At 55.5% G+C, this 26,103-nt stretch carries 24 protein-coding genes, 4 pseudogenes and 1 riboswitch; of the genes and pseudogenes, 22 read left to right on the top strand and 6 right to left on the bottom strand.

Features of this window, described 5'->3' with window-relative positions; genetic code table 11:
• Positions 1-220: 220 nt before the first annotated feature.
• From AU509_RS03455 to AU509_RS03440, 4 genes are all read left to right on the top strand, one after another.
• Entirely contained in the window at positions 221-1,117 is an 897-nt protein-coding gene (locus tag AU509_RS03455; protein ID WP_085652138.1) for a glutamate/aspartate ABC transporter substrate-binding protein, read from the top strand.
• 155 nt (positions 1,118-1,272) lie between these two features.
• Positions 1,273-2,013: an amino acid ABC transporter permease gene (locus AU509_RS03450; RefSeq protein WP_085652137.1), complete on the top strand. Its 741-nt coding sequence runs from the start codon at positions 1,273-1,275 to the stop codon at positions 2,011-2,013.
• A 2-nt stretch (positions 2,014-2,015) separates the two neighbouring features.
• Complete coding sequence (gltK, locus tag AU509_RS03445) at positions 2,016-2,690, top strand: glutamate/aspartate ABC transporter permease GltK (protein ID WP_085652136.1); 675 nt, start codon at positions 2,016-2,018, stop codon at positions 2,688-2,690.
• Positions 2,690-3,415: an amino acid ABC transporter ATP-binding protein gene (locus AU509_RS03440; protein ID WP_085652135.1), complete on the top strand. Its 726-nt coding sequence runs from the start codon at positions 2,690-2,692 to the stop codon at positions 3,413-3,415. Before gltK ends, AU509_RS03440 begins: the two co-directional genes overlap by 1 nt.
• 151 nt (positions 3,416-3,566) lie before the next feature.
• On the opposite strand, the gene AU509_RS03435 is transcribed toward AU509_RS03440, so the two are convergent.
• Positions 3,567-4,049: a zinc ribbon-containing protein gene (locus AU509_RS03435; protein WP_085652134.1), complete on the bottom strand. Its 483-nt coding sequence runs from the start codon at positions 4,047-4,049 to the stop codon at positions 3,567-3,569.
• Between the two features lie 339 nt (positions 4,050-4,388).
• On the opposite strand from AU509_RS03435, the gene leuS reads away from it, so the two are divergent.
• From leuS to lipA, 13 genes and pseudogenes are all read left to right on the top strand, one after another.
• Positions 4,389-6,971: a leucine--tRNA ligase gene (gene leuS / locus AU509_RS03425; protein WP_085652132.1), complete on the top strand. Its 2,583-nt coding sequence runs from the start codon at positions 4,389-4,391 to the stop codon at positions 6,969-6,971.
• A gap of 15 nt (positions 6,972-6,986) precedes the next feature.
• Entirely contained in the window at positions 6,987-7,550 is a 564-nt protein-coding gene (lptE, locus tag AU509_RS03420; protein WP_085652131.1) for an LPS assembly lipoprotein LptE, read from the top strand.
• Positions 7,547-8,581, top strand: a complete 1,035-nt coding sequence (gene holA / locus AU509_RS03415) for a DNA polymerase III subunit delta (RefSeq protein WP_085652130.1) — start codon at positions 7,547-7,549, stop codon at positions 8,579-8,581. Before lptE ends, holA begins: the two co-directional genes overlap by 4 nt.
• 1 nt (position 8,582) lies before the next feature.
• On the top strand, positions 8,583-9,242 hold the full coding sequence (gene nadD / locus AU509_RS03410) for a nicotinate-nucleotide adenylyltransferase (RefSeq protein ID WP_085652129.1): 660 nt from the start codon (positions 8,583-8,585) through the stop codon (positions 9,240-9,242).
• Between the two features lie 170 nt (positions 9,243-9,412).
• Positions 9,413-9,730, top strand: coding sequence for a ribosome silencing factor (gene rsfS, locus AU509_RS03405; protein ID WP_085652128.1), 318 nt, complete (start codon positions 9,413-9,415; stop codon positions 9,728-9,730).
• 1 nt (position 9,731) lies between these two features.
• Positions 9,732-10,202, top strand: coding sequence for a 23S rRNA (pseudouridine(1915)-N(3))-methyltransferase RlmH (gene rlmH, locus AU509_RS03400; RefSeq protein ID WP_094117656.1), 471 nt, complete (start codon positions 9,732-9,734; stop codon positions 10,200-10,202).
• A 36-nt stretch (positions 10,203-10,238) separates the two neighbouring features.
• On the top strand, positions 10,239-12,143 hold the full coding sequence (gene mrdA, locus AU509_RS03395) for a peptidoglycan DD-transpeptidase MrdA (RefSeq protein ID WP_085652126.1): 1,905 nt from the start codon (positions 10,239-10,241) through the stop codon (positions 12,141-12,143).
• An 8-nt stretch (positions 12,144-12,151) separates the two neighbouring features.
• A pseudogene (gene mrdB / locus AU509_RS03390) lies at positions 12,152-13,263 on the top strand (peptidoglycan glycosyltransferase MrdB).
• A 9-nt stretch (positions 13,264-13,272) separates the two neighbouring features.
• Positions 13,273-14,331: an endolytic peptidoglycan transglycosylase RlpA gene (rlpA, locus tag AU509_RS03385; RefSeq protein ID WP_094117655.1), complete on the top strand. Its 1,059-nt coding sequence runs from the start codon at positions 13,273-13,275 to the stop codon at positions 14,329-14,331.
• Between the two features lie 171 nt (positions 14,332-14,502).
• A complete protein-coding gene (gene dacA / locus AU509_RS03380) occupies positions 14,503-15,714 on the top strand; it encodes a D-alanyl-D-alanine carboxypeptidase DacA (protein WP_085652123.1) in 1,212 nt (403 codons plus the stop codon).
• Between the two features lie 117 nt (positions 15,715-15,831).
• Complete coding sequence (gene ybeD / locus AU509_RS03375; RefSeq protein ID WP_026738925.1) at positions 15,832-16,095, top strand: DUF493 family protein YbeD; 264 nt, start codon at positions 15,832-15,834, stop codon at positions 16,093-16,095.
• A 98-nt stretch (positions 16,096-16,193) separates the two neighbouring features.
• A pseudogene (lipB, locus tag AU509_RS03370) lies at positions 16,194-16,903 on the top strand (lipoyl(octanoyl) transferase LipB).
• Positions 16,904-17,076: 173 nt separating this feature from the next.
• Entirely contained in the window at positions 17,077-18,042 is a 966-nt protein-coding gene (gene lipA / locus AU509_RS03365; RefSeq protein WP_085652121.1) for a lipoyl synthase, read from the top strand.
• A gap of 101 nt (positions 18,043-18,143) precedes the next feature.
• On the opposite strand, the gene tatE is transcribed toward lipA, so the two are convergent.
• Both tatE and AU509_RS03355 read right to left on the bottom strand, forming a co-directional pair.
• The gene (tatE, locus tag AU509_RS03360) at positions 18,144-18,350 is read right to left on the bottom strand and encodes a twin-arginine translocase subunit TatE (protein ID WP_026738922.1); all 207 of its coding nucleotides are present in this window, start codon (positions 18,348-18,350) and stop codon (positions 18,144-18,146) included.
• 135 nt (positions 18,351-18,485) lie between these two features.
• Entirely contained in the window at positions 18,486-19,292 is an 807-nt protein-coding gene (locus AU509_RS03355) for a deaminated glutathione amidase (protein WP_085652120.1), read from the bottom strand.
• Positions 19,293-19,386: 94 nt separating this feature from the next.
• Positions 19,387-19,447, top strand: a riboswitch (Fluoride riboswitch).
• A 72-nt stretch (positions 19,448-19,519) separates the two neighbouring features.
• Between AU509_RS03355 and crcB the strand changes: the two genes are divergently transcribed.
• A complete protein-coding gene (crcB, locus tag AU509_RS03350) occupies positions 19,520-19,903 on the top strand; it encodes a fluoride efflux transporter CrcB (protein ID WP_085652145.1) in 384 nt (127 codons plus the stop codon).
• A 47-nt stretch (positions 19,904-19,950) separates the two neighbouring features.
• Here crcB and cspE read toward each other — a convergent pair whose 3' ends face one another.
• Entirely contained in the window at positions 19,951-20,160 is a 210-nt protein-coding gene (gene cspE, locus AU509_RS03345) for a transcription antiterminator/RNA stability regulator CspE (RefSeq protein ID WP_026738919.1), read from the bottom strand.
• A gap of 550 nt (positions 20,161-20,710) precedes the next feature.
• Here cspE and AU509_RS03340 point away from each other — a divergent pair.
• From AU509_RS03340 to AU509_RS03325, 4 genes and pseudogenes are all read left to right on the top strand, one after another.
• Positions 20,711-21,070, top strand: coding sequence for an ArsC family reductase (locus AU509_RS03340; RefSeq protein WP_094117654.1), 360 nt, complete (start codon positions 20,711-20,713; stop codon positions 21,068-21,070).
• 1 nt (position 21,071) lies between these two features.
• Positions 21,072-22,199 (top strand): succinyl-diaminopimelate desuccinylase, encoded by a 1,128-nt coding sequence (gene dapE, locus AU509_RS03335; RefSeq protein WP_094117653.1) that lies wholly within the window; start codon positions 21,072-21,074, stop codon positions 22,197-22,199.
• Positions 22,196-22,869, top strand: a pseudogene (locus AU509_RS03330) (M15 family metallopeptidase). The gene dapE and the pseudogene AU509_RS03330 overlap by 4 nt, the downstream one beginning before the upstream one ends.
• Position 22,870: 1 nt before the next feature.
• The gene (locus AU509_RS03325; RefSeq protein WP_085652116.1) at positions 22,871-23,083 is read left to right on the top strand and encodes a YpfN family protein; all 213 of its coding nucleotides are present in this window, start codon (positions 22,871-22,873) and stop codon (positions 23,081-23,083) included.
• 145 nt (positions 23,084-23,228) lie between these two features.
• Here AU509_RS03325 and ypfH read toward each other — a convergent pair.
• Positions 23,229-23,911, bottom strand: a pseudogene (ypfH, locus tag AU509_RS03320) (esterase).
• A gap of 158 nt (positions 23,912-24,069) precedes the next feature.
• The gene (locus AU509_RS03315) at positions 24,070-26,079 is read right to left on the bottom strand and encodes a tRNA(Met) cytidine acetyltransferase TmcA (RefSeq protein ID WP_094117734.1); all 2,010 of its coding nucleotides are present in this window, start codon (positions 26,077-26,079) and stop codon (positions 24,070-24,072) included.
• Between the last annotated feature and the right edge of the window lie 24 nt (positions 26,080-26,103).

Raw genomic sequence — 26,103 nt, 5'->3', positions numbered from 1 at the left:
CGCAGCACGAATTCGGAGCATCGATAGCACCAAAGCAGTGCCAAGCCGACTAAATGCTGCAATTTAGTGCAGATTAAGTCTCAAAAAAGATACATAACGGCCTCAGATTGTTAACAGTTGGCTATTTTTAACGATGTTGCAGTTTATTTGCGCCTTCGCGGTGCACCCGCAAAGCGCCACTCAATGATTAGCGCCATCACAACAGCAAAGGAGTTAGCACATGCAATTGCGTAAACTGGCACTTTCACTACTTCTGGCAGGTACAGCGGCAAGCAGTCTGGCTCATGCGGAAGAGCTGACCGGCACCTTGAAGAAAGTGAAAGACAACGGCGTCATCGTTATCGGACACCGTGAATCTTCCGTTCCTTTCTCCTATTACGATAACCAGCAGAAAGTGGTTGGCTATTCCGAAGCCTATTCAGACAAGATCGTCGAAGCGGTGAAAAAGAAAATCGGGGCACCTAACCTTCAGGTCAAACTGCTGCCGATCACCGCCCAGAACCGTATCCCTCTGCTGCAAAACGGCACCTACGATCTGGAATGTGGTTCAACCACCAATAACCTTGAACGTCAGAAACAGGCCGACTTCTCTAACACCATTTTCATCATCGGCACCCGTCTGATGACTAAAGTGGATTCCGGCATCAAAGATTTCTCTGATCTAAATGGAAAAACCGTCGTGGTGACCTCAGGGACGACCTCTGAAGTGTTGCTGAACAAGATGAACGACGAGAAGAAAATGAAGATGCGCATCATCAGCGCGAAAGACCACGGCGACTCCTTCCGTACGCTGGAAAGCGGCCGTGCGGTTGCTTTCATGATGGACGATGCGCTGCTGGCGGGTGAGCGCGCCAAATCGAAAAATCAAAACCAGTGGGTCATTCTTGGCCAGCCGCAGTCCAAAGAAGCCTATGGCTGCATGATGCGTAAAGACGATCCGCAGTTCAAAGCGCTGGTCGACGAAACCATCGCCCAGATCCAAACGTCGGGCGAAGCCGAAAAATGGTTCGATACCTGGTTCAAGCAGCCTATTCCGCCGCGTAATCTGAACCTGAACTTCGAACTGTCTGACGACATGAAAGCCTTGTTCAAAGCGCCTAACGACAAAGCCTTCTAAGCGGCAAGACTCGCAAGAAAATAGGTTCAGGCATTTTGATTGCGGATTTGCGAACATGCTGGCGGGCTCAGGTCAGTCGCTCCCTGCCCTGAGCTCCAGACCGTTCACAAGTCTTCGGGTAGCCTTGATGGCTGCCCTTTTTACCGGAGTTTTTTATGTCAACAGATTGGAATTGGGGTATTTTCCTGCAATCCGCTCCATTCGGTAATACCACTTACCTCGGATGGATTATTTCCGGCCTACAGGTGACCGTTTCGTTGTCTCTGTGCGCGTGGATCATCGCATTCCTGCTGGGTTCGCTGCTAGGGATTCTGCGCACCGCGCCCAACCGTTTCATCTCAGGCATCGGGACCTGTTATGTGGAGCTGTTCCGTAACGTCCCGCTCATCGTACAGTTCTTTATCTGGTATCTGGTCGTCCCCGAACTGCTGCCGGTTGACATTGGCATGTGGTTCAAGGCGGAGCTGGACCCGAACATTCAGTTCTTCCTGTCCTCCATGATTTGCCTCGGCATGTTCACGGCCGCCCGCGTCTGCGAACAGGTGCGCGCCGGGATCCAGTCGCTGCCCCGTGGGCAGAAAGCCGCCGGTCTGGCGATTGGCCTGACGCTGCCGCAGACCTATCGCTATGTGCTGTTGCCCAACGCCTATCGCGTCATCGTTCCGCCTTTGACGTCAGAAATGCTCAACCTGGTCAAGAACTCCGCGATCGCCTCGACGATCGGTCTGGTGGACATGGCCGCACAGGCGGGCAAACTGCTCGACTATTCCGCACACGCCTATGAGTCTTTCACAGCGATCACGCTGGCCTATATCGCCATCAACGCCATCATCATGCTGCTGATGCAGGTCGTTGAAAGAAAAACCCGTTTGCCGGGCAATATGGGGAGCAAATAACCATGTATGAATTTGACTGGAGCTCCATCGCTCCCAGCATGCCTTACCTGCTGCAAGGCCTTGGCGTGACGATTAAAATTACGGTGATTGCCGTCATTTTCGGTATTCTCTGGGGAACCCTTCTCGCCGTCATGCGGCTGTCGTCGTTCAAACCGATCAGCTGGTTCGCCAAACTGTACGTCAACTTGTTTCGTTCCGTACCGCTGGTCATGGTGCTGCTGTGGTTTTATCTGATTGTGCCAAGCTTTCTACAAAATGTGCTTGGGCTGTCGCCGAAAACCGATATTCGGTTAGTTTCGGCTATGGTAGCCTTCTCCCTGTTTGAGGCGGCCTACTACTCTGAGATCATCCGCGCCGGGATTCAGAGTATCGCACGCGGTCAGGCTTCCGCCGCGCTGGCGCTGGGCATGACGCATTGGCAGTCCATGAGACTGGTGATTCTGCCACAGGCTTTCCGGGCAATGGTTCCTCTGCTGCTGACTCAGGGCATTGTCCTGTTTCAGGACACCTCGTTGGTGTACGTGCTCAGCCTGGCTGATTTCTTCCGCACCGCGTCCAGCATCGGCGAACGCGACGGAACGCAGGTTGAGATGATCCTGTTTGCCGGGTTTGTTTATTTTATTATCAGCATCTGCGCATCAATGCTGGTTAATTATCTGAAGAAAAGGACGGTTTGATGATTTCCCTGAAAAATGTTTCTAAGTGGTACGGTCAATTTCAGGTACTTACCGACTGCTCCACAGAAGTTAAAAAAGGTGAGGTAGTCGTCGTTTGCGGACCTTCCGGTTCCGGCAAATCGACCCTAATCAAAACCGTTAATGGACTTGAACCCATCCAGGAAGGCCTGATTGAAGTTAATGGCATTGCCGTCAACGACAAACGGACGAATTTGGCCCAGCTGCGTTCTAAAGTCGGCATGGTATTCCAGCACTTTGAGCTGTTCCCGCATCTGTCGATCATCGACAACCTCACCCTGGCGCAGGTCAAAGTCCTCAAGCGTCAGCGCGAACCGGCACGTGAAAAGGCCAAGAAACTGCTGGATCGTGTCGGTCTGTCCGCCCACGCGGACAAATATCCGGGACAGCTCTCCGGCGGCCAGCAGCAGCGTGTCGCCATCGCCCGTGCGCTATGCATGGACCCCATCGCGATGCTGTTCGACGAACCGACTTCCGCACTTGATCCGGAAATGATCAATGAAGTGCTGGACGTGATGGTTGAACTGGCGCAAGAAGGGATGACCATGATGGTAGTGACCCATGAAATGGGCTTCGCCCGCAAAGTGGCGCACCGGGTCATCTTTATGGACGAGGGCAAGATTGTGGAAGACACCCGCAAAGAAGACTTCTTCACCAACCCCAAATCCGAGCGAGCTAAAGACTTCCTGGCGAAAATCCTGCACTGATGCGCGAGAGAAGCACGACGCATTAACGCGTTGTGTTGGCCAATATAATCAAAAAAAATCCCGGCAGCCGATGCCGGGATTTTTTTATACCTTTCTCAACATCGGCCAGGCGAAGCGAACATTGGGGAAGCTGCCAGCGCGGTATTTCCCGTCAAGGCTGAAAAGGCTGCCGATGGAACTGATCGTGCGAACATTTCGGGCAACGCGGCAACACCTCTGGGGTATAAAAAGTGAGGTGATAATGGCAGTTTTCACACACCAGATTGCCCAACCCGACCACCTCGCCGCTATGATAGACGCCGTGATGGTTGACGTCCTGAAACAGCTCCCGCCACTCCAGCTGCGTTTTATCCGTGATGTCCGCCAGCTCCTGCCACAGACTCTCCTTAATGACACGCATAAACACGCTGTCGGTGGATTCGTCCCGGCTCTCCTCATAGCTACGTCCGAACTCGGCGAGATCACGCCGTATGGCCTGCAGAATTTGTGCCCCTTCCTGCTGCGTCACGGCATTATCGTCCGCAATACGATGGCGCGCATGATCGATAAGCTTTGCCATATCACGCTCTCCGCCATGTAAACGCGCGGTGATATCCGACATTAACGTCTGGTAGTAACGGCTGACTTTATTCATTGCGACTCCTCAACAAACCGGGTGGAATGAGGCATGCGCCACCCTTTTTGCCGCAGGGCGGCCCCCTGGCGATATCAGCACACAAGGTGGTTTCAGTGTAGATGATTTTCCTGATCGAACCGCCGGCCGCGTCGCACTCTGCGCTTCCCCCACTTTTTCGCCGCCATCAGAAGCGCGAACGGGCCGTCGCTGATGAACGGCCTCGGCAGAAATCCGCCCCGGACGGCCTCAAGGTGTTGTTGCCCAAGACGCTTATCAGCTATGCTATGCGGATCTTTTAGTATGCACAATGGGCTACAAACGTAGCCATTATCACTACCCAAAGGACCACTGGCAGCCATGCACGAGCAATACCGCCCAGATGAAATAGAAGCGCAAGTCCAGCTTCACTGGCAAGAAAAACAAACCTTCAAAGTGACCGAAGACTCCAGCAAGGAAAAATACTATTGCCTTTCCATGCTGCCTTACCCTTCTGGCCGACTCCATATGGGACACGTCCGTAACTACACCATCGGCGATGTCATCTCACGCTATCAGCGCATGCTGGGTAAAAACGTGCTACAGCCTATCGGCTGGGACGCCTTTGGTCTGCCGGCGGAAGGCGCGGCGGTTAAAAATAAAACCGCTCCCGCGCCCTGGACCTACGACAACATCGAATACATGAAGAACCAGCTGAAACTGCTGGGCTTCGGCTACGACTGGGATCGCGAGATCGCCACCTGCAAACCAGACTATTACCGTTGGGAACAGTGGTTCTTCACCAAGCTGTACGAAAAAGGCCTGGTCTATAAGAAAACGTCCGCCGTCAACTGGTGCCCGAACGATCAAACCGTACTGGCTAACGAACAGGTCATCGACGGCTGCTGCTGGCGCTGCGACAGCAAGGTAGAACGCAAAGAAATTCCACAGTGGTTCATCAAAATCACTGACTACGCCGACCAACTGCTGAACGATCTGGATACGCTGGAAAGCTGGCCAGAGCAGGTGAAAACCATGCAGCGTAACTGGATCGGCCGTTCTGAAGGCGTTGAAATCACCTTCGACATCGCGGACAGCGATCGCCAGATGACGGTCTACACGACGCGTCCCGATACCTTCATGGGCGTGACCTACGTCGCCGTCGCTGCAGGGCATCCTTTGTCTCTGCTGGCCGCAGAAAAAAATCCTGCGCTGCACGATTTCATCGAAGAGTGCCGTAATACCAAAGTCGCCGAAGCGGACATGGCGACGATGGAGAAAAAAGGCATGCCGACCGGCCTGTACGCCATTCACCCGCTGAGCGGCGAGAAAGTCCCGGTGTGGATCGCAAACTTTGTGCTGATGGAATACGGCACCGGCGCAGTGATGGCCGTACCGGCTCACGACCAGCGCGACTGGGAGTTCGCCACCAAATACGGCCTGCCAATCAAACAGGTCATTCAGGCTGCTGAAGGCCAGGACGTCGATTTGTCCGCTCAGGCACTGACCGAAAAAGGCCGCCTGATGAATTCCGGCGAGTTTGACGGTCTTGATTATGAAGAAGCTTTCAACACTATCGCCGACACACTGGTTGAGAAAGGCGTGGGTCAGCGCAAGGTCAACTACCGCCTGCGCGACTGGGGCGTATCTCGCCAGCGTTACTGGGGCGCGCCAATCCCGATGGTCACGCTGGAAGATGGCACGGTCATCCCGACGCCGGAAGATCAGCTGCCGGTCAGACTGCCTGAAGATGTGGTCATGGACGGCATCACCAGCCCGATCAAAGCCGACCCGGAATGGGCAAAAACCACCGTCAACGGCCAGCCTGCGCTGCGTGAAACCGATACCTTCGACACCTTCATGGAATCGTCCTGGTATTACGCGCGCTACACCTGCCCGCAGTACGATGAAGGCATGCTGGATCCCGCCGCGGCCAACTACTGGCTGCCGGTCGATCAGTATGTCGGCGGTATCGAACACGCCATCATGCACCTGATGTACTTCCGCTTCTTCCATAAACTGCTGCGCGACGCGGGCCTGGTCAACTCAGACGAACCGGCGAAACGCCTGCTGTGTCAGGGAATGGTGCTGGCGGATGCCTTCTACTACGTCGGCGAAAACGGCGAACGCGTGTGGATTTCCCCGGCTGACGTAACCGTTGAGCGCGATGAGAAAGGCCGTATCGTGAAAGCGTTCGACGCCGAAGGCCGCGAAGTAATTTATGCCGGCATGAGCAAAATGTCGAAGTCGAAAAACAACGGCATCGACCCGCAGATCATGGTGGAAAAATACGGTGCGGATACCGTACGTCTGTTTATGATGTTCGCTTCCCCGGCAGAAATGACGTTGGAGTGGCAGGAATCCGGCGTTGAAGGCGCTAACCGCTTCCTGAAACGCGTATGGAAACAAGTGCTGGATCATACCGCCAAAGGAGCAGTACAGCCGCTCGACGTCGCGAAACTGACGGACGATCAGAAGTCCCTGCGTCGCGATCTGCACAAAACCATCGCCAAGGTTACCGACGATATTGGCCGTCGTCAGACGTTCAATACCGCCATTGCCGCTATCATGGAACTGATGAACAAGCTGGCGAAGGCTTCTCAGGACAGTGACCAGGATCGCGCCCTGACTCAGGAAACGCTGCTGGCCGTCGTCCGTATGCTGTATCCGTTCACCCCGCATGTCTGCTTCACACTGTGGCAAGAGCTGCACGGCGAAAGCGACATCGATAACGCACCGTGGCCGGTGGCGGATGAACAGGCTATGGTTGAAGACTCGAAGCTGGTCGTCATTCAGGTCAACGGCAAAGTCCGCGGAAAAATTACCGTTGCGGCTGACGCCAACGAGCAGCAAGTTCGTGAACGCGCTGCGCAAGAACCGCTGGTCGCCAAATATCTTGATGGCGTGACCGTGCGGAAAGTGATTTACGTCCCTGGAAAACTGCTTAACCTGGTTGTGGGTTAAGGCGAGGAGGAACTTGTGCGACACCCACTTTTGACGTTGTTGCTGGGACTGGCGGTACTTATTACCGCTGGTTGCGGTTTTCATCTGCGCGGCACGACTCAGGTGCCGCATCAGTTGCAAAATCTGATTCTGGATAGCTCAGACCCGTATGGGCCTATGACGCGCGCGGTGCGCGAACAGCTTCGTCTCAACAATGTGAACATCGTTGAGAACTCCAAACGCCAGGACATTCCGTCTCTGCGCGTGCTGGGGACGTCGCAAACGCGCAGCACCGCGTCTGTTTTCCAGGATGGTAAAGCCGCCGAGTATCAGTTTGTCCTGGAACTGAAAGCACAGGTGCTTATGCCGGGAGACGATATCTACCCGATAAACGTCAAAGTCTTCCGTACCTTCTTTGATAACCCGCTCACGGCGCTCGCCAAAGATGCCGAGCAGGATATCATCCTCCAGGAAATGCGCGTACAGGCCGCCCAACAGCTGGTGCGTAACCTGCTGACCGTGAAGGTAAGCAAAAACGCCGAGCAGGAGAAGGAGAAAAAAACGACGTCTCCTGCTCCTGCCGTACCCGCACGTTCATGACCCGGATTTATCCTGAGCAACTCGCCGCGCAACTCCGAGAGGGGCTGCGCGGTTGTTATCTGCTGTTCGGCAACGATCCTCTGCTGCTGCAGGAAAGTCAGGATCACATTTGTCGTACCGCTCAACAGCAAGATTTTCACGAACAATTCCGGTTTACGCTGGATAACTCGACTGACTGGGACGCCATCTTCGGCGCCTGTCAGGCGCTTAGCTTATTCTCATCACGACAAATACTGTCGCTGACGTTGCCAGACGCCGGTCCCGGCGCGCCGATTGGCGAACAGCTGGTGAAACTCGCCGGATTACTCCATCCGGATGTCCTACTGATTTTGCGTGGCGCCAAGCTGACCCGCGCCCAGGAGAACAGCGCCTGGTTTAAAGCCTTGTCGCAGAAAAGCATCTATGTGCCCTGCATGACGCCAGAACAGGAACAGCTTCCGCGCTGGGTCATGCAACGCGCCAAAAGCATGACGCTGGAACTGGACGATCCCGCCTGCCAGCTGCTTTGCTACTGCTATGAAGGCAACCTGCTGGCGTTGTCTCAGGCACTGGAACGCCTGTCCCTGCTCTACCCTGACGGTAAACTGCCGCTGCCTCGCGTTGAACAGGCGGTCAGCGATGCGGCGCACTTTTCGCCGTTTCATTGGCTCGATGCGCTACTGGCGGGGAAAAGCAAACGCGCCTGGCACATCCTGCACCAGCTGCGTTTGGAAGAGTGCGAGCCCGTTATTCTGCTGCGAACCGTACAGCGTGAACTATTGCTCCTGCTCCAGCTGAAACGGCAGATGGTCGCCACCCCGCTGCGTACGCTGTTCGACCAACTCAAGATCTGGCAAAACCGCCGCCCTTTGATAACGCAAGCGTTGCAGCGTCTGTCGTTGGAGCAGCTACAGCAGGCCATCACCCTGCTCGCCAGACTTGAAATCACCCTGAAGCAGAATTACGGCCAGCCAATTTGGGCAGAACTGGAAACACTGGCGATGATCTTATGTGGAAAAGCCCTGCCCGATAGTCTGATTGAGGTGTATTGATTTGCCCACCCCGAATACCGCAAGCGAACTGACCGCCTATTTCGGCGGGACGTTCGACCCGATTCATTACGGCCACCTGCGCCCAGTTAGTGCGCTGGCGGCCGAAGTCGGACTGCAACAGGTCGTCCTGCTGCCCAACAATGTCCCTCCCCACCGCGAACAACCTGAAGCCAACGCCCAACAGCGCAAAGCCATGGCCGCGCTGGCGATCGCAAACAACCCGCTTTTCCGTATTGATGACCGCGAGCTGCAACGGGAAACGCCTTCGTACACGATCGAAACGCTGGAAGCGCTAAGGCAGGAAGCGGGGCCGACGGCGCCGCTGGCGTTTATCATTGGTCAGGATTCACTGCTAACGTTGCATCACTGGCACCGCTGGCAGGAGATTCTGTCTTATTGTCATCTGCTGGTGTGCGCCCGGCCGGGTTACAGCCAAACGCTGGAAACCCCGGAGTTGCAGCAGTGGCTGACCTCCCGTCACACTACCGAGGTTAACCGGTTGCATCAGCATCCTCATGGGTTAATCTATCTGGCGAACACTCCGCTGCTCCCCATTTCTGCCACTGAAATCCGCCAACGCAGGCAACAGGGGCGCGACTGCAGCGACCTTTTGCCCGCCTCCGTGCTGAATTATATAGATACACACGGGCTATACCGATAGCGACGGCTTTATACCACTCACCATGACTGCATGGTATACTCCGCCGCTGGTTCAAACGGCAGGCAACCGGCTTGCCACGGCAGACTCACCACGCTTTTGCGCACATGCGTAAAGCGACATCGCTCCGCCCATCAAGCTCAGGCTGATTAACATTACCCCAGGGGGAACATTTGCAAGGCCAAGCACTCCAAGACTTCGTAATGGATAAAATCGACGACCTGAAAGGTCAAGATATCGTGGCGTTGGACGTCACCAATAAGTCCAGCATCACAGACTGCATGATCATCTGTACCGGAACCTCCAGCCGCCACGTCGCGTCGATCGCCGACCACGTTGTGCAGGAATCCCGCGCAGCCGGACTGCTCCCGCTGGGCGTAGAAGGCGAAGCGCTGGCTGACTGGGTCGTTGTCGACCTCGGCGATGTGATCGTCCATGTCATGCAGGAAGACAGCCGTCAACTGTACGAACTGGAAAAGCTCTGGGGTTGATATGAAACTGCAACTGGTCGCCGTGGGCACCAAAATGCCCGACTGGGTGCAGACCGGATTTACCGATTATCTGCACCGTTTTCCTAAGGATATGCCACTCGAACTGGTGGAAATTCCTGCCGGGAAACGGGGCAAAAACGCCGATATTCGCCGCATTCTGGAGCGAGAAGGCGAACAAATGCTGGCTGCCGTCGGAAAAGGCAACCTGATTGTGACGCTGGATATTCCCGGTTCACAGTGGGAAACCCCGCAGCTAGCCAAACAGCTGGAACGTTGGAAGCTTGACGGTCGCAATGTGAGTTTGCTGATTGGCGGACCGGAAGGTCTGTCGCCGCAGTGTAAAGCGGCGGCGGAACAGAGCTGGTCACTGTCCCCATTGACGCTGCCCCATCCGTTGGTGCGCGTACTGGTGGCGGAAAGCCTCTACCGCGCCTGGAGCATTACGGCTAACCATCCTTACCACCGGGAGTAAGGCGATACCATGAACTATCAGAACTGATCCTGCCGGATGAACATAGAGCGTAAACCTTTTCGTGATTATACGGCTGAGTCAGCCCTGTTTGTACGCCGCGCGCTGGTGGCGTTTCTGGGCATTCTGCTGCTGATCGGCATCCTCGTTGTCAATCTGTATCATCTACAGATTTCACGCTTTGACGACTACCGCACCCGTTCCAACGAAAACCGAATCAAGCTGGTTCCTATCGCGCCCAGTCGCGGCATTATCTATGACCGCAACGGCACGCCGTTGGCCCTTAACCGGACCATTTACCAGCTAGAGCTGGTCCCAGAAAAGGTCAACAACCTCGAAGCGACGCTGGATGCCCTGAGGCCTATCGCCGATCTTACCGACGAAGATCTGGATAACTTCCGCAAAGAGCGCAAGCGTTCGCGCCGCTTCACCTCCATCGCGGTGAAAACCGGCCTGTCCGATGTGCAGGTCGCCCGCTTTGCGGTGAACCAATACCGTTTCCCTGGCGTGGAAGTGAAAGGCTACCAGCGCCGCTATTACCCCTACGGTTCTGCGCTGACCCACGTCATCGGCTACGTATCCAAAATCAATGACCGGGATCTCGACCGGCTGGCCAAAGAAGATAAGCTCGCCGACTATGCGGCCACGCACGACATCGGCAAACTCGGCATCGAGCGATATTACGAAGACATGCTGCACGGCAAACCGGGCTATGAAGAGGTTGAGGTCAACAACCGCGGCCGCGTGATTCGCCAGCTGCACGAACAGCCGCCGCAGGCCGGCAAAGATATCTATCTGACGCTAGATTTGAATCTGCAGATCTACATTGAAAAACTGCTGGAAGGCAGCCGTGCGGCGGTCATCGTTACCGACCCGCGCGACGGCGGTATTCTGGCGATGGTCTCCACGCCCAGCTATAACCCGAACCTGTTTGTCGACGGCATTTCCGGTAAAGATTACCGTACGCTGTTGAACGACCCCAACCGCCCATTGATCAACCGCGCCACGCAGGGCGTCTATCCGCCCGCGTCGACCGTGAAACCTTATATCGCGGTTTCCGCGCTGACGGCGGGAGTGATTACGCCCAATACGTCGTTGTTCGACCCCGGTTGGTGGCAGCTTCCCGGCTCGGAAAAACGTTTCCGCGACTGGAAAAAATGGGGGCATGGCCGTCTGAATCTGACCAAGGCATTGGAAGAGTCGGCGGATACCTATTTTTATCAGGTGGCCTACGATATGGGCATCGACCGCCTGTCGGAGTGGATGAGTAAATTCGGCTACGGCGACTATACCGGTATCGATCTGTCTGAAGAGCGCGCCGGGATCATGCCGACGCGCGACTGGAAAATGCGACGGTACAAAAAACCGTGGTATCAAGGCGATACCATCCCGGTCGGCATCGGTCAGGGTTATTGGACCGCGACGCCCATTCAGATGCTGAAAGCGCTGACGACGCTGATCAATGACGGTCAGGTCAAAACGCCGCATCTGCTCGCCAGTACGCAGGAGCATGGGGTCAAAGTACCTTTTGCCCAGCAGGAGCACACGCAGATCGGCGATATTCACTCCGGCTACTGGGAACTGGTCAAAGATGGCATGTATGGGGTCGCCAACCGCGCCAACGGCACCGCACACAAAAGCTTTGCGGACTCACCGTATAAAATCGCGGCCAAGTCCGGTACGGCGCAGGTGTTCGGCCTGAAGGAAAACGAGACCTATAACGCCCATAAAATCGCTGAACGGCTGCGCGACCACAAGCTGATGGTCGCCTTCGCCCCTTACCACGACCCGAAAGTGGCCATGACCATTATTTTGGAAAACGGCGGCGCCGGACCCGCAGTCGGGACTATCGTGCGTCAGATCCTCGACCATATTATTTTGGGCGATAACAACGTCAATCTCCCGGTCGCGCCTCCCGCGCCTCCCGGCAGTGAAACTGAGTAGGCAAATTCATGACCGATAGCCAACAAAAAGGCTCAATCTGGACCAAAATCCACATTGATCTCCCGTTTCTTCTCTGTGTACTGGCACTGCTGTGCTACAGCCTGGTCGTGATGTGGAGCGCCAGCGGACAGAACATCGACATGATGGAGCGCAAAATTGCTCAGTGCGTGCTCGGCCTGATTGTGATGATCATCATGCTCAGATCCCGCCCCGAGTGTACGAAGGGTGGGCGCCTTATTTATATGTGGTGTGCGTTATCCTATTGGTTTTGGTGGATGTGTTCGGGCAAATCAGTAAAGGCGCACAGCGCTGGTTGGATCTGGGCGTGGTGCGGTTCCAGCCGTCCGAGATCGCCAAAATCGCGGTTCCGCTGATGGTCTCGCGTTATATCAACCGCGATATGTGCCCTCCCTCGTTGAAAAATACCGCCATTGCGCTGGCCTTGATTTTCGTACCTACGTTACTCGTGGCAGCGCAGCCTGACTTGGGGACGTCGATTCTGATCTGCGCGTCAGGCCTGTTCGTACTGTTTCTTGCGGGTATGAGCTGGCGGCTGATTGGCTTTGCCGCGCTGCTTGTTGCGGCCTTCATTCCCATTTTGTGGTTCTTTTTGATGCATGATTATCAGCGCGACAGGGTGATGATGCTGCTGGATCCGGAGAGCGATCCGCTGGGAGCCGGGTATCACATTATCCAGTCAAAAATCGCCATCGGCTCCGGAGGCCTTTCCGGCAAGGGCTGGTTGCAGGGAACGCAGTCGCAGCTGGAGTTTCTGCCAGAGCGCCATACCGACTTTATCTTTGCCGTACTGGCGGAAGAGCTCGGCCTGATCGGCGTGCTAATCCTGTTGACGCTCTATCTGTTCCTGATTATGCGGGGTCTGGTGATCGCCGCCAATGCGCAGAACTCCTTTGGCCGCGTCATGGTCGGCGGATTGATGCTAATCTTCTTTGTCTACGTTTTCGTCAACATCGGGATGGTCAGTGGTATTCTGCCCGTGGTCGGTGTCCCGCTGCCCTTGGTCAGCTATGGCGGATCGGCTCTGGTGGTCTTGATGGCGGGATTTGGTATCGTCATGTCGATACATACTCACCGCAAAATGTTATCCAAAAGCTTATAGAGGTGGGCAATGCGTAAGAATTGGCTAGGGGTTGTAGCGCTCGGTCTGGTGTTGTCCGGCTGTAGCACCGAGACGGAACAGGTGAGGCCTGCGCCAGCACCGACAGTTTATCACGGTCCGGTGGAAGAGATTGGCGGCGCAGAACCGCGCTATGAACCGTTTAACCCCTCCACAATGCAGGATTACACCGTTAACGGCCGCAGCTACAAGATTGTCAAAAACCCGGAGAACTTTAGCCAGACCGGTTTGGCGACATGGTATGGCGAAGAGCTTTCGGGCAACCGCACTTCCCTCGGCGAAGAGTTCGATCCCAACGCGCTCGCCGCCGCGCACCCTACCCTGCCGATCCCCAGCTATGTGCGCGTAACCAACCTCAGTAACGGCCGCCAACTGGTGGTTCGCGTCAATGACCGCGGCCCTTTCACGCCCGGTAGAATTATCGATTTAACGCGCGCCGCGGGTGAACGACTGAATATCTCCAACAACACCCGAGTGAAGGTCGACTTCATCAGCGTCGCCCCCGACGGTACGTTGTCAGGTCCGGGCACGGTCGGCACGCGTGTCGCCAAACAGAGTTTTGCCTTGCCTGAACGCCCTAACCTCAGCGCAGGTGGAATGAGCGCGCCGGTCATGACCTCGGCAACCGGCAGCAATACACCGCCCGCCGCTGCTGACAGCGTTTCCGACAATGCCGTTTCGACGGTGTCTCCAACGACTAACGCCGCACCTAGCGGCGGATTCCTTGGCGCGCCGCAGCCGCTGCGCAGCGGCGTTCTCGAAACGCCTCAATCAACGGCGTCCACCTCAGCTTCACCTGCGGTGGCGACGACGCCCGCCGCCGCAAACGGCAACGTCGTGGTTCAGGTCGGCGCGCTCAAAGACTCACAGCGCGCCGATGCCTGGCTAAACAGCCTGAAGAGTCGCTTCAATGTCCAAGGCAATGTCACGCAGAACAACGGTTTGTATCGCGTTCAGCTAGGTCCGTTCACCAGCCGACAGCAGGCGGTCGAACTACAGCAGCGACTGGCAAACGAGGCACAGCAACAGTCTTTCATCACGACGCTGTAAACCGTGACCATCCGGGGAATCGAAAGTGACATCGCCTTTCCCCGTCAAAACGTCGCCCGGCGGGACCCTTCGGCAAAATTGCGTAACGTATTATCTGATGCCGCCCATGATCTTCATCTGCTATAGTGTGACTCGTTTTTAACTCATACCCATGGATGTTGTTGTTCCATCATGAATACAGAAACCACAACTCGTTTTATGCCACGCATCGTGCTGGGCTCACTGCTGGCACTCTGCGCATCGACCTTCGCCCACGCCGACGACGTCAACCTCAAAACCATGATCCCCGGTGTGCCGCAGATCGACGCCGAAGCTTATATTCTGATTGATTACAACTCGGGCAAAGTGCTGGCGGAAATGAACGCCGACACTCGTCGTAATCCGGCCAGCCTGACCAAGATGATGACCAGTTATGTCATCGGGCAAGCCATCAAGGCAGGAAAAATCACGCCTAACGATGTTGTGACCATTGGCAAAGATGCCTGGGCGACCGGCAACCCGGAATTCCAGGGATCGTCGCTGATGTTTCTGAAGCCCGGGGATCGCGTCAGCGTTTCTCTGTTGAACAAAGGTATTATTCTCCAGTCGGGCAACGACGCCTGCGTCGCTATGGCGGACTATGTTGCCGGCAGCCAGGACTCGTTCGTCAATCTGATGAACAACTACGTCAAGGCGCTGGGCCTGCAGAATACGCAGTTTAAAACCGTACACGGGCTCGATGCCGAAGGGCAGTACAGTTCGGCTCGGGATATGGCGCTGATCGGCCAGGCGCTGATCCGCGACGTACCAGATGAGTACGCGACCTATAAAGAGAAAGAGTTCACCTTCAACAACATCCGTCAGACCAACCGCAACGGCCTCCTGTGGGACTCCAGCCTGGCGGTGGACGGGATTAAAACCGGCCATACCTCCTCTGCTGGCTATAACCTCGTCGCCTCGGCGACCGAAGGTCAAACTCGACTGATTTCTGCCGTATTGGGCGGCCGGACCTTCAAAGGCCGCGAAACGGAAAGCAAAAAACTGCTCACCTGGGGCTTCCGCTTCTTTGAAACGGTAGCACCGCTGAAATCCGGCAAAGAGTTCGCTTCAGAACCCGTTTGGTTCGGCGATAGCGATCGCGTTGCGCTGAGCGTTGAAAAAGATGTCTACATCACTATTCCGCGCGGCCGGATGAAAGATCTGAAAGCCAGCTACGTGTTAAACAACACCGAACTGCATGCCCCGTTAAGCAAAAATCAGGTCGTCGGCACCATCAACTTCCAACTGGATGGCAAGACCATCGAACAGCGCCCGCTGGTGGTAATGAACGAAGTGAAAGAAGGCGGCATTTTCAGCCGACTGATGGACTACGTGAAACTGATGTTCCACCGCTGGTTCAGCTAATTTTTCCTTGTTTTCGGGCATAACGCCCCCATATCACACGGATAAATACACTCCCGCCTCGGCGGGAGTTATACTTTTTAGGGTCTTACCGTTAGAAAACCACTCTGGAGTGTCTTAATGAAAACCAAACTCAACGAACTGCTTGAATTCCCGTGCTCCTTTACCTACAAGGTGATGGGTCTGGCACAGCCGGAGCTCGTCGATCAGGTGGTTGAAGTCGTGCAGCGTCATGCCCCTGGCGACTACACGCCGCAAATCAAACCCAGCGCGAAGGGTAACTACCACTCGGTCTCCATCACGATTAACGCCACGCACGTCGAACAGGTTGAGACGTTGTATGAAGAGCTGGGTAAAATCGATATCGTGCGTATGGTGCTTTAATTTCGTCGACGCGTTCCATCATCGGAAGGCTGACAAGCGCTATTCGTCCCCACGGCGGTATCCCGTATACTGACCGCCATACATTCTCGACTCTGAAGATGACGCCAGTGGAACAAGACAAGATCATCATACGTCAGCTAGGCATACTCCCATACGAGCTGGTATCCCTGGCGATGCACCATTTCACCGAGCAACGCGACGGCAGCAGTGCCGATGAGCTCTGGCTGGTTCAGCATTCCCCGGTGTTCACCCAGGGACAGGCGGGCAAAGCGGAACATGTGCTGATGCCGGGAGATATCCCGGTCATCCAGAGCGACCGCGGCGGGCAAGTCACCTATCATGCCCGGGCCAGCAGGTGATGTATGTGATGATTGACATTAAACGCCGCAAAGTCGGCGTCCGCCAGTTGGTCAGCGCCATTGAACAAACCGTCGTCGATACGCTGGCGCATTTCGGGATTGAAGCTCATGCTCGCCCCGATGCCCCCGGCGTATATGTCGGCGATAAAAAAATCTGTTCCCTCGGACTACGTATTCGACATGGTTGCTCTTTCCACGGTCTGGCGCTAAATATTGCGATGGATCTGTCGCCTTTCCAGCGTATCAACCCGTGCGGTTACGCCGGTATGCAAATGACGCAGATCGGCGACCTCGTTCCCGGCGCCACCGTTGAAGACACCGCGCCCATTTTGACCGCCGCCTTTATGCGGCTGCTCGGCTACACAGAGAGCGAATGGGTGGACTGGGTATGGGAACAGCAGGGAGAACCGCAGCCGATGGCGTGGTTTTCTCGATCTCACCCGGCATAATCATTACATTTCATTTACACTAATGATGCTTTTTGCCCGCTCAAGGGCTGATTGTCACCGGGCAATGATGATATAATTTTGTGAGTTTTTTAAAAAAAAGTTTAACGACTTACGCGATTCATGAATTAGTTGTTAATTCATGACAGCGATTCAGAACTGGAACTTACGCAAACATGAGTAAACCGATTCAGATCGAACGTGGCGTAAAATACCGCGACGCCGACAAACTGGCCTTGATTCCTGTACGGACCGTTGCCGTTGAACGCCAGGATATGCTGCGCAAACCCGAATGGATGAAGATTAAACTCCCTGCCGACTCAAGCCGGATCAAGGGAATTAAAGACGCCATGCGCCGCAATGGACTGCATTCGGTTTGTGAAGAAGCCTCCTGCCCTAACCTGGCTGAATGTTTCAACCACGGTACGGCCACCTTTATGATCCTCGGCGCAATCTGTACCCGCCGCTGCCCCTTCTGCGATGTTGCGCATGGCCGACCGATCGCGCCCGACGCTAACGAGCCGGAAAAACTGGCGCAGACAATCCACGACATGGCGCTGCGTTATGTGGTCATCACCTCGGTAGACCGTGATGACCTGCGCGATGGCGGCGCTCAGCACTTTGCCGACTGTATCAGCGCTATCCGCCGTAAAAGTCCGCAGATCAAAATCGAAACGCTGGTGCCAGACTTCCGCGGCCGTATGGATCGCGCGCTGGAGATCCTGAACGCCAGTCCGCCGGACGTCTTCAACCACAACCTGGAAAACGTGCCGCGTCTGTATCGTCAGGTCCGTCCCGGCGCCAACTATGAGTGGTCACTCAAACTGCTCGAAAACTTCAAGGCCGCGCATCCGGACATCCCGACGAAATCTGGCCTGATGGTTGGACTAGGCGAAACCAATGCAGAGATTGTGGAAGTGATGCGCGATCTGCGCCGTCACGGCGTGACGATGCTGACGTTAGGTCAATATCTGCAGCCTAGCCGCCATCACCTTGCCGTAAAACGTTACGTTCCGCCGGAAGAGTTTGAGGAGATGAAACAGGAAGCGCTGGCGATGGGATTCACCCATGCCGCTTGCGGGCCTTTCGTACGTTCGTCTTACCACGCTGACCTGCAGGCCAAGGGCGAAGAAGTCAAATAGCCCGACTGTCCGGCAATAAATGATTACAGTTTGCCGGTGTAGGATCAGGACTGAGCGGACGGGATCCCGTCCGCTACACGCCCGGCATCATCGAAAACAAATTATTCTTTGTTACGCACGTCGTTGAGCGCAGCCGGTTCTTCCGGAGTCTGCGTTTTAGCCGTAGTTTGATCGTCGTTCATGGCTTTCTTGAAACCTTTGATCGCCGCACCCAGGTCGCCACCGAGGCTACGCAGTTTGTTGGTGCCGAAGAGCAGAACGATCAATGCGCCAATCACCAACAGTTTGGCAATGCTGATACCTTCCATAAATACCTACCTGATTTTATACGCTGGGACAGCCAGCACTTGTGCCTTGTCCCGTTTTAAGACGGCCTTCATCATAATACAACGGTCATCTGTAACAAAATAAGACCGGCACTCCTGTCCCCCCGACGTGATCCATTAGCCGAGGTTACCTTTACAGCGTAATACAGGCGGTTCGAAGCGGCTATGATTCAGAACAGGTAATTGACGGCGCACCCGTTGAATTCGTTCCAGACTGAGTTCGGCAAAGAGCAATGCGGGTTCTTCCGTCGCCTGTGCGACAACGATCCCCATCGGATCCACGACCATGCTGTTACCAATATTCTTCACGCCACACTCGCCAACGGCGATCAGGTAACAGGTATTTTCCAGCGCACGGGCTCGGTTTAAAAGCTCCCAATGCATCTCTTTATGCGCTCCCTTGACCCAGGCGGCGGGAAGTACCAACACATCGGCGCCTTTATTCGCCAGTACGCGCGCCATCTCCGGAAAACGGAGATCATAGCAGACCATCATACCGACCTTTACTCCGTCGATGTCGATCACCGGAGGAAGCGCTTCCCCAGGCGTGACCCGTTTAGACTCTTGCCATGAGAATGCATCGTACAGATGGAGTTTGTGGTAATGCGCCAACACTTCTCCCTGACGCAACACCAGCAGCGTGTTGTACACGCGCCCCTCTTCTGCCGGCGTGTGAAGGGTAAAAACTACGGTGAGAGATGACGATTCGCTGGCCGCGAGCAACTGGCTCACGAAAGGTCCATTTAACGGCTGCGCGTGATTGATTCCCCACTCAGCATCAGCGTTATCTCGCGCCAATACCGCCTCCGGCAGCACGAGCAGGCGAGCCCCTGCGGCCGTGGCGTCGTGCATCAGGCTAATGCACGTATTCGCGTTATCTTGCCACTGCCGATGGACGGCAAACTGACCCAACGCAACTTTCATAGCATTCCCTCACTCGGTGAGTCATTCACCACGATGAACCGGCAACCTACGCTCTTTGCTACAAAAACGCAGTGCTAGCGGGTAAACTTTGGATAATTGCAACGGAGATGACATTCCTCCATAACCGCCTTTTGGCTGATGATGTCTACGCCTCCTCGAACCAAGGACGTAGCGTATGCCTATCCTTTCGAGATTAGCCCAACTTGCTGTGGAAATAAAAGATGTCCATGTACGCTAATTTATTGGCTGTGTTTTTTGGTGGTGGCATTGGCTGCGTCGCGCGCTGGCTGCTCAATCTGCGTTTCAACAACGGCACATCGGAAATACCGATCGGGACGCTGATGGCAAACCTGATTGGCGCGGCAATCATTGGGGCAGCAGCAAGCTATTTTGTTCGTTTACCGGATTTACCTTCGCATTGGAAACTGGTGGTGACGACCGGCTTTTGCGGCGGCTTAACGACGTTCTCCACGTTCTCGGTGGAAATGCTGGGAATGATTCAGGAAGGTCAGTGGTTAACGGCAGGGATCTATATGGTGTTGAGCTTTGTCGGTTCGCTGGCGCTGGCCGCGCTCGCTTTTTCTGTTGTCAGTTGGCTGGCTGCTCACTGAAAAATAAAAACCCGCCAATGGGCGGGTTTTTTTAGAAATCGGTATAATTAAATAGCGATAACGTTAGCAGCAGAAGGACCTTTTGCACCGCTAGTGATTTCAAACTCTACACGCTGACCTTCAGCCAGAGTTTTGAAGCCATTGCTCTGGATGGCAGAGAAGTGTACGAACACGTCTTTGCTACCATCTTCAGGAGTAATGAAACCGAATCCTTTGGACTCATTAAACCACTTAACGCTACCTGTAATCTTAGACATCAAACTTACCTTTAACATGAATGAAAGACACAAACTCTGTGTCATGCACAGTACAGCAATAGATGAAGCATTTGTCCAGCTGAACATCGACGAAATGCAATAAAAAGCATTAAAAAATTCGACCAGCGCCTTTTATGACCGGCATTCGCGCGCGATATGCTTTTTACAACTATCTGACGCCATTTTTTATTCATTTTTTGGGATAAGGAAAAATCACTCAGAAGAGGCCGTCAAAGGCGATACCGCATTTTTAGCTAAAAGCGCAGTGTGAAATTCATACAGCGCGCCCCACGCTACGCGTCGATCTCAAAGTGGCAGAGGATAATCAATAGGCCTCAAATAATAGCCTCTTTTATTTACTCAGGTTTCCTCATTTGTTCATCGACCGCCACTCCGACACCGGATAAATGATGACCCGCCCACTTCCCACTTCCAGTCACGGCGCCTGACTTTACATAAAAACGCCAACAGATTGGTATGGCATCGGACCTAAATTAAACGGTATGATCTGCATACTAATTCCTAATAAAAAACAAAGGGTTTATTAGCCATGACGACCATGTACGGTATCAAGAACTGTGACACCATCAAAAAGGCCCGCCGTTGGCTGGAGGCCCACCAGATTGACTATCGTTTTCATGACTACCGAACAGACGGACTGGACGATGCTCTGCTGCAATCGTTTATCGACAGCCTCGGCTGGGAGCCGTTGGTCAATAAGCGCGGTACGACCTGGCGCAAGCTGGACGAAGCCCGGCGCGATGCGATCGATAATTCCGCCGCGGCAAAAGCTGTTATGCTGGAGCAGCCAGCGCTGATTAAACGTCCTTTGTTAGTGACCGAGGATGGGAAAACGCTGCTTGGTTTCAGCGAAGATAGCTACCAGCAATTTTTTGCGGAGGAGAAATAACGTGTCCTGCCCCGTCATCGAACTTGCGCAGCAATTAATTAAACGTCCGTCCCTCAGCCCCGACGACGCAGGCTGTCAAACGCTCATGATTGAACGTCTCGAGGCCATCGGCTTCACCGTCGAAAAGATGAACTTCGGTGAAACACAGAACTTCTGGGCCTGGCGTGGAACGGGAGAAACGCTGGCCTTTGCCGGTCATACCGACGTGGTTCCCAGCGGAGACGCCAGCCTGTGGCAACATCCTCCCTTCGAACCCACTATCAGCGACGGCATGCTGTATGGCCGTGGCGCGGCAGATATGAAAGGCTCGCTGGCGGCCATGGTCGTCGCCGCAGAGCGTTTCGTCGCCGCAAATCCCCAACATAAAGGCCGACTCGCCTTTTTGATTACTTCCGACGAAGAGGCTGATGCGACGCACGGCACCGTCAAGGTGGTCGAAGCGCTGATGGCGCGTCAGGAACGTCTGGACTACTGCCTGGTCGGTGAGCCGTCCAGCACCAGCCGAGTGGGCGACGTCGTCAAGAACGGCCGCCGCGGCTCGATTACCGCCAACCTTCGTATTCACGGTATTCAGGGACATGTCGCCTATCCGCACCTGGCGGACAACCCTGTCCACCGTGCGCTGCCGGCATTGAATGAGCTGGTTGCCACCGTATGGGATGAGGGCAACGAGTTCTTCCCGCCCACCAGTATGCAGATTGCCAATATCAAAGCCGGTACCGGCAGCAATAATGTGATCCCCGGCGAACTGCAGGTCCAGTTCAATTTCCGGTTCAGTACGGAACTGACGGACGAGATCATCAAACAGCGCGTTGCCGAGCTGCTGGACCGTCATCAGCTAAACTATACTTTGGACTGGTGGTTGTCGGGTCAGCCCTTCCTGACGGCGCGCGGTGCGTTAGTGGATGCCGTCGTCAACGCGGTCGAGCACTACAGCGAATTAACCCCCCAGTTGCTCACGACCGGCGGCACCTCGGACGGACGCTTTATCTCCCGGATGGGCGCGCAGGTGGTGGAGCTGGGGCCAGTGAACGCCACTATTCATAAAGTGGACGAGTGCGTGAACGCAGCCGATCTACAACTGCTGAGCCGGATGTATCAACGGATTATGGAGCAACTGATCGCATGATCACCCGCGCCATGCTGACCGGAAAACAGCATCAGCATCTGATGACGCTGACAGGACAGCATCGCCTACAGGCCGAAGCGGTCAATGCCTTTCGGGCGTTGCAGCAAGAAGCGCGACAGGCGGGATTCAATCTTCAACCCGCCAGCACATTTCGCGACTTTGAGCGTCAGCGGCTGATATGGAACGGTAAATTCACCGGACAACGGCCGCTGTTATCGCACGACAGCCAACCGGTGGACGCACTATCGCTGGATGTTCCTGAACGCTGTGAGGCGATCCTACGCTGGTCTGCCTGCCGGGAGGAAGCCGCCATCATTGGGGCACCGAACTGGACGTATACGATCCCGATCGGCTGCCATCAGGACAGTCATTGCAGCTCGAACCGTGGGAATATGAATCCGGCGGTCATTTTTTCGAGCTCAATCAGTGGCTGACCGAACACATGGGGACGTACGATTTCTATCGTCCGTATGCCCATGACAAAGGCGGCGTCGCCATTGAACCCTGGCACATCAGCTATCTACCGCTGGCCCGCGAGGCCATGATGTTGCTGTCGCCAGAGATCATTATTGAGGCTTGGGAAGGTGAGGACATCGCGGGTATTGACTGGCTGAAACCCCACCTTCCCGCGCTGTTCACTCGATTTATACACGCTGTCGATGAGGCATAATATGGCATGGCTGGCTGATTACTGGTGGATCATTCTGCTGATTCTGGTAGGGATGTTAATTAATGGGATCAAGGATTTAAGTCGCGTAGATCACAAACGATTCCTGAAAGACAAGCCTGAACTTCCGCCTCACCGCGACAACAATGCGCAGTGGGATGAAGAAGACGATTGGCCGAAAGATAAGCAACAAGATAAAAAACAGGACAAAAAGTAGTTTTCCATCCTGTTTGACCTTCTTTCGCTACAACCGCGAAAACCGCAGGCGCGGAGCTGACTGCAACGCGCCTCACCCGCCTTTCTTGGCTGAGAGCCCCCCGCCTAAACGACGTAAACCTTCAGGACAGAGATGCTGCGAAGGCTTAACGAAAGGCGATCAGCTCTCCGCGTTTCCCCTGCACCGCCTCATCCCAGTATCGCTGAGGAATGTAATACCGGAGGCGGTCTAAGGCGAAGTCCATCATGCGCATATCAATGGCGTGGCCTAAACTTGGGACCAAATCCAGCGTAAAATCCGCTCCCAGCATTTGCAGCCGCTGTGCCGCCAGAGACGCATGCTCGGATGAGATCACCTGATCGTCCTCGCCGTGCAGTATATGCACCACGCTATCATCCGGCAGCGGTTGTTCCGGCGGCGTCGCGTAGCGGCCGCTGAAGATTACGGAGCGCCCGGCCAATTTCGGTTCCGCCTTCAGGCTTCAAGGATCATAATCGCGCCCTGCGAAAACCCCACCAGCGCCGTGTGGCTCGCATGGATACCGCTCTGCGCCTGCCAAGAGCGAATGGTCTCAATAAAATCGGGTAGCGTGCTCTGAATACGCTCGGATCGATTCGCCTCGGTGATCGCCTGCACGGAGAACCAGCGGCGATGGCCATCGTCGCCTTTCGGGCTGCCCACGCTAATGACCAGCGCTTCTTTAAAGGCATCGGCGAAAAAGCGGCCGATCTCAGCCATCGACGCCGGGTTGTCCCCTACGCCATGAAACAGCAGGAATAACTGCCGGGGAACGGAAGGTTGTTGTACCACAACGTATTCGTGTTTCATCTGTTCTCTCCTACGAGCTGACGTCTGAGCCTATTGCTTCACTATACGCCCGCCGCTCATCGCCCAATATTGAGGTTTATTGAACGAGTTGTTGCATAATCCTGCACGGCATCATCATCGCGCGCAGAAGCGTCAACAGAGTTAACAGAAGAGAAAAACTAAGCCAGCCACTGCCGCGCGCGTTGGAGAACAGCGTTATCGCAGTGAGCCAAAGCCTCTGCGGTTTCTTCGCGCCAGCGACGCAGCAAGGCTTTTTTTCCGCTTAGCCCCAATCGCTCGACGCATTGGCTCTCTTGCGCGCCGTCATCCAGCCACAGTCTGAGCGCAGGCAGCGCCAGGGAGGTATACGCCAACAGTCGGCACAGCGAGGCTAGGCTCGCCTGAGGAGAACGGTGGGCGAAAGCAAATCCACACAGATTAAGCCAGTCGGCGTCATCCAACGCGCTATCGTCGTCAAGCTCAATATTCAGCGTCAGCGGGATATCCCGTCGTAACCAGCGCCAGTCACGAGCCAGCTGGCGCGCGGCCTCTCGCGCCAGCGTCTTGCCGGCATCGCTCAGCGGTAATAACGCCATCGCGCTGTAGCAGCCGCTGCTGGCCTCAATATGACTGCCGATCCGCGCCAGACGAAAGCCGCAGTGCCGCCAGAACCGCCACAGCTCAGGTTCGTAGCCGAAACTGACCGACAAAAAGTCCATGCCCTCTTGCTCGCCCTGCCGCTGGTGTTCCCGCACTAATGCTTGTCCGATGCCTTCTCGTCGCGCAGAAGGCAGCACCGCAATCCGGCTGATCCGCCGGGAACGCAGCTGCGGCGCCATCCACAGATTGCCGTGAGCCGCCAGCGACTGGGCGACCAGATTGCCGCGCGGCCGCCGACGTCCGGCCCACACATCGCGTGCCAGCCCAACATCTAGCCCGCCTTCGTCCACCGACCAGATGATGCCGCACAGGCTGTCGCCGCTACGGGCCGTGGCAAGGTGCATACCGGGGGCATCCAGCAGGCGACGCAAGTCCAGCGGGGACGTGCGATAGTGGGCGCTACACAGCAGGCCGTAACACTGTTCCAGACGAGTCGGAAAGCGAGTCCATCCGGCTGCCTCATTGCTAACCAAAGTGACAGGCGACGTTGAATGTTGCCCCGCCAGACGGTTTTCGGCCTGAAACAGCATGACGCGATCCAACAAGCGTTCCAGCGGATCGTCGGTGGCCCAGCGTAACGGCTCACTCAGTTCCAGCATTTGACAGTCCGGTAGTCCGGCACAAAATTTAAGCCAGAAACCGCGTCCGGTCCCTTCGTAGCCCAGCACCGTGGTCGTCATGAGCACGTGGGGGAAATAGGACAACATGTCAGTGAGGACCGAAGAGGGGATCGCCGCCGCCTCGTCAATTAGCAGCCACTCCGCGCCGCCGCCGTACTGACGGCAATGTGCCAGCAGGTTATCCGGCGACCAGAATGAAACCGCATCGCCCGACTGTCTGAGCAAGACATCGCTGGCCGCGCGGGAAGGTGCAACCACCCAGCAGCGATCGCGATATTGTTGAGCGAACAGGCCTGCGACCGTCGATTTCCCTCGCCCTCGCGGCGCGGTGATCACATAGACCGCATGCCGGGCAGCCCGTAGCTGCTGCAAAATATCCTGCTGCCCTTGCGTGGGCATGCCGTCCGGCACATGCCAGGCTGGCCGCGCGCAACGCGGCGTCAGGCTCAACGGCATCGACTGGCGCCAAACCACAGCATCCCCATCAGACAGCAGCGCTTCACGCAAACGGTGGATAAACGCGGGCGTCGCGATTGGCGTTGCGCTTTCACTCCAGCGTAGGCTGTCCGCATCCGGACAATGCGGCCAGCTCTCCCAATCGGGCACCAGCAGCAGCAGCCAGCTTCCGGCTTTGAGGGTCCCCGCCAAAATCGCCAGCGCCTCGGCGTCCACTCCATCGTGAGCATCAAAAACCGCGTGCAGGAACTCCTGCCCCAACGTCCCTTTCAGTTGAGACGCCGCCATCGCCGATTCTGATGCCGTCTTGCCGACCCACGGCCAGTCGCCGGGGAGCGCCTGCCGCAACATCCGAGCCTGTTTTACACACCATTCGCGATCGCCGCTGATCGTCAGCACGCGGCGAATACCGGCCTGCGACAGCGTCGATTGTTCGGCGACAAGCGCGTCGATAACGGTAACTGCAGTGTCCGACAA

This window comes from Lonsdalea britannica (genome assembly GCF_002111595.1).
GTDB lineage: Bacteria > Pseudomonadota > Gammaproteobacteria > Enterobacterales > Enterobacteriaceae > Lonsdalea > Lonsdalea britannica.
Note: the sequence above shows the minus strand (reverse complement) of the source record. Positions and strands in the feature narration are given on the sequence as shown.

Excerpts from the sequence above, each read along its gene's own strand:
- tatE (WP_026738922.1), bottom strand. The coding sequence starts at position 18,350 with ATGGAAGGTATCAGCATTGCCAAACTGTTGGTGATTGGCGCATTGATC.
- gltK (WP_085652136.1), top strand. The coding sequence starts at position 2,016 with ATGTATGAATTTGACTGGAGCTCCATCGCTCCCAGCATGCCTTACCTG.
- AU509_RS03355 (WP_085652120.1), bottom strand. The coding sequence starts at position 19,292 with ATGAAAGTTGCGTTGGGTCAGTTTGCCGTCCATCGGCAGTGGCAAGAT.
- lipA (WP_085652121.1), top strand. The coding sequence starts at position 17,077 with ATGAGTAAACCGATTCAGATCGAACGTGGCGTAAAATACCGCGACGCC.
- ybeD (WP_026738925.1), top strand. The coding sequence starts at position 15,832 with ATGAAAACCAAACTCAACGAACTGCTTGAATTCCCGTGCTCCTTTACC.
- rlpA (WP_094117655.1), top strand. The coding sequence starts at position 13,273 with ATGCGTAAGAATTGGCTAGGGGTTGTAGCGCTCGGTCTGGTGTTGTCC.
- AU509_RS03435 (WP_085652134.1), bottom strand. The coding sequence starts at position 4,049 with ATGAATAAAGTCAGCCGTTACTACCAGACGTTAATGTCGGATATCACC.
- rlmH (WP_094117656.1), top strand. The coding sequence starts at position 9,732 with ATGAAACTGCAACTGGTCGCCGTGGGCACCAAAATGCCCGACTGGGTG.
- AU509_RS03325 (WP_085652116.1), top strand. The coding sequence starts at position 22,871 with ATGGCATGGCTGGCTGATTACTGGTGGATCATTCTGCTGATTCTGGTA.
- AU509_RS03340 (WP_094117654.1), top strand. The coding sequence starts at position 20,711 with ATGACGACCATGTACGGTATCAAGAACTGTGACACCATCAAAAAGGCC.
- mrdA (WP_085652126.1), top strand. The coding sequence starts at position 10,239 with ATGAACATAGAGCGTAAACCTTTTCGTGATTATACGGCTGAGTCAGCC.
- crcB (WP_085652145.1), top strand. The coding sequence starts at position 19,520 with ATGTACGCTAATTTATTGGCTGTGTTTTTTGGTGGTGGCATTGGCTGC.
- cspE (WP_026738919.1), bottom strand. The coding sequence starts at position 20,160 with ATGTCTAAGATTACAGGTAGCGTTAAGTGGTTTAATGAGTCCAAAGGA.
- holA (WP_085652130.1), top strand. The coding sequence starts at position 7,547 with ATGACCCGGATTTATCCTGAGCAACTCGCCGCGCAACTCCGAGAGGGG.
- dacA (WP_085652123.1), top strand. The coding sequence starts at position 14,503 with ATGAATACAGAAACCACAACTCGTTTTATGCCACGCATCGTGCTGGGC.
- AU509_RS03440 (WP_085652135.1), top strand. The coding sequence starts at position 2,690 with ATGATTTCCCTGAAAAATGTTTCTAAGTGGTACGGTCAATTTCAGGTA.
- AU509_RS03450 (WP_085652137.1), top strand. The coding sequence starts at position 1,273 with ATGTCAACAGATTGGAATTGGGGTATTTTCCTGCAATCCGCTCCATTC.
- leuS (WP_085652132.1), top strand. The coding sequence starts at position 4,389 with ATGCACGAGCAATACCGCCCAGATGAAATAGAAGCGCAAGTCCAGCTT.
- AU509_RS03455 (WP_085652138.1), top strand. The coding sequence starts at position 221 with ATGCAATTGCGTAAACTGGCACTTTCACTACTTCTGGCAGGTACAGCG.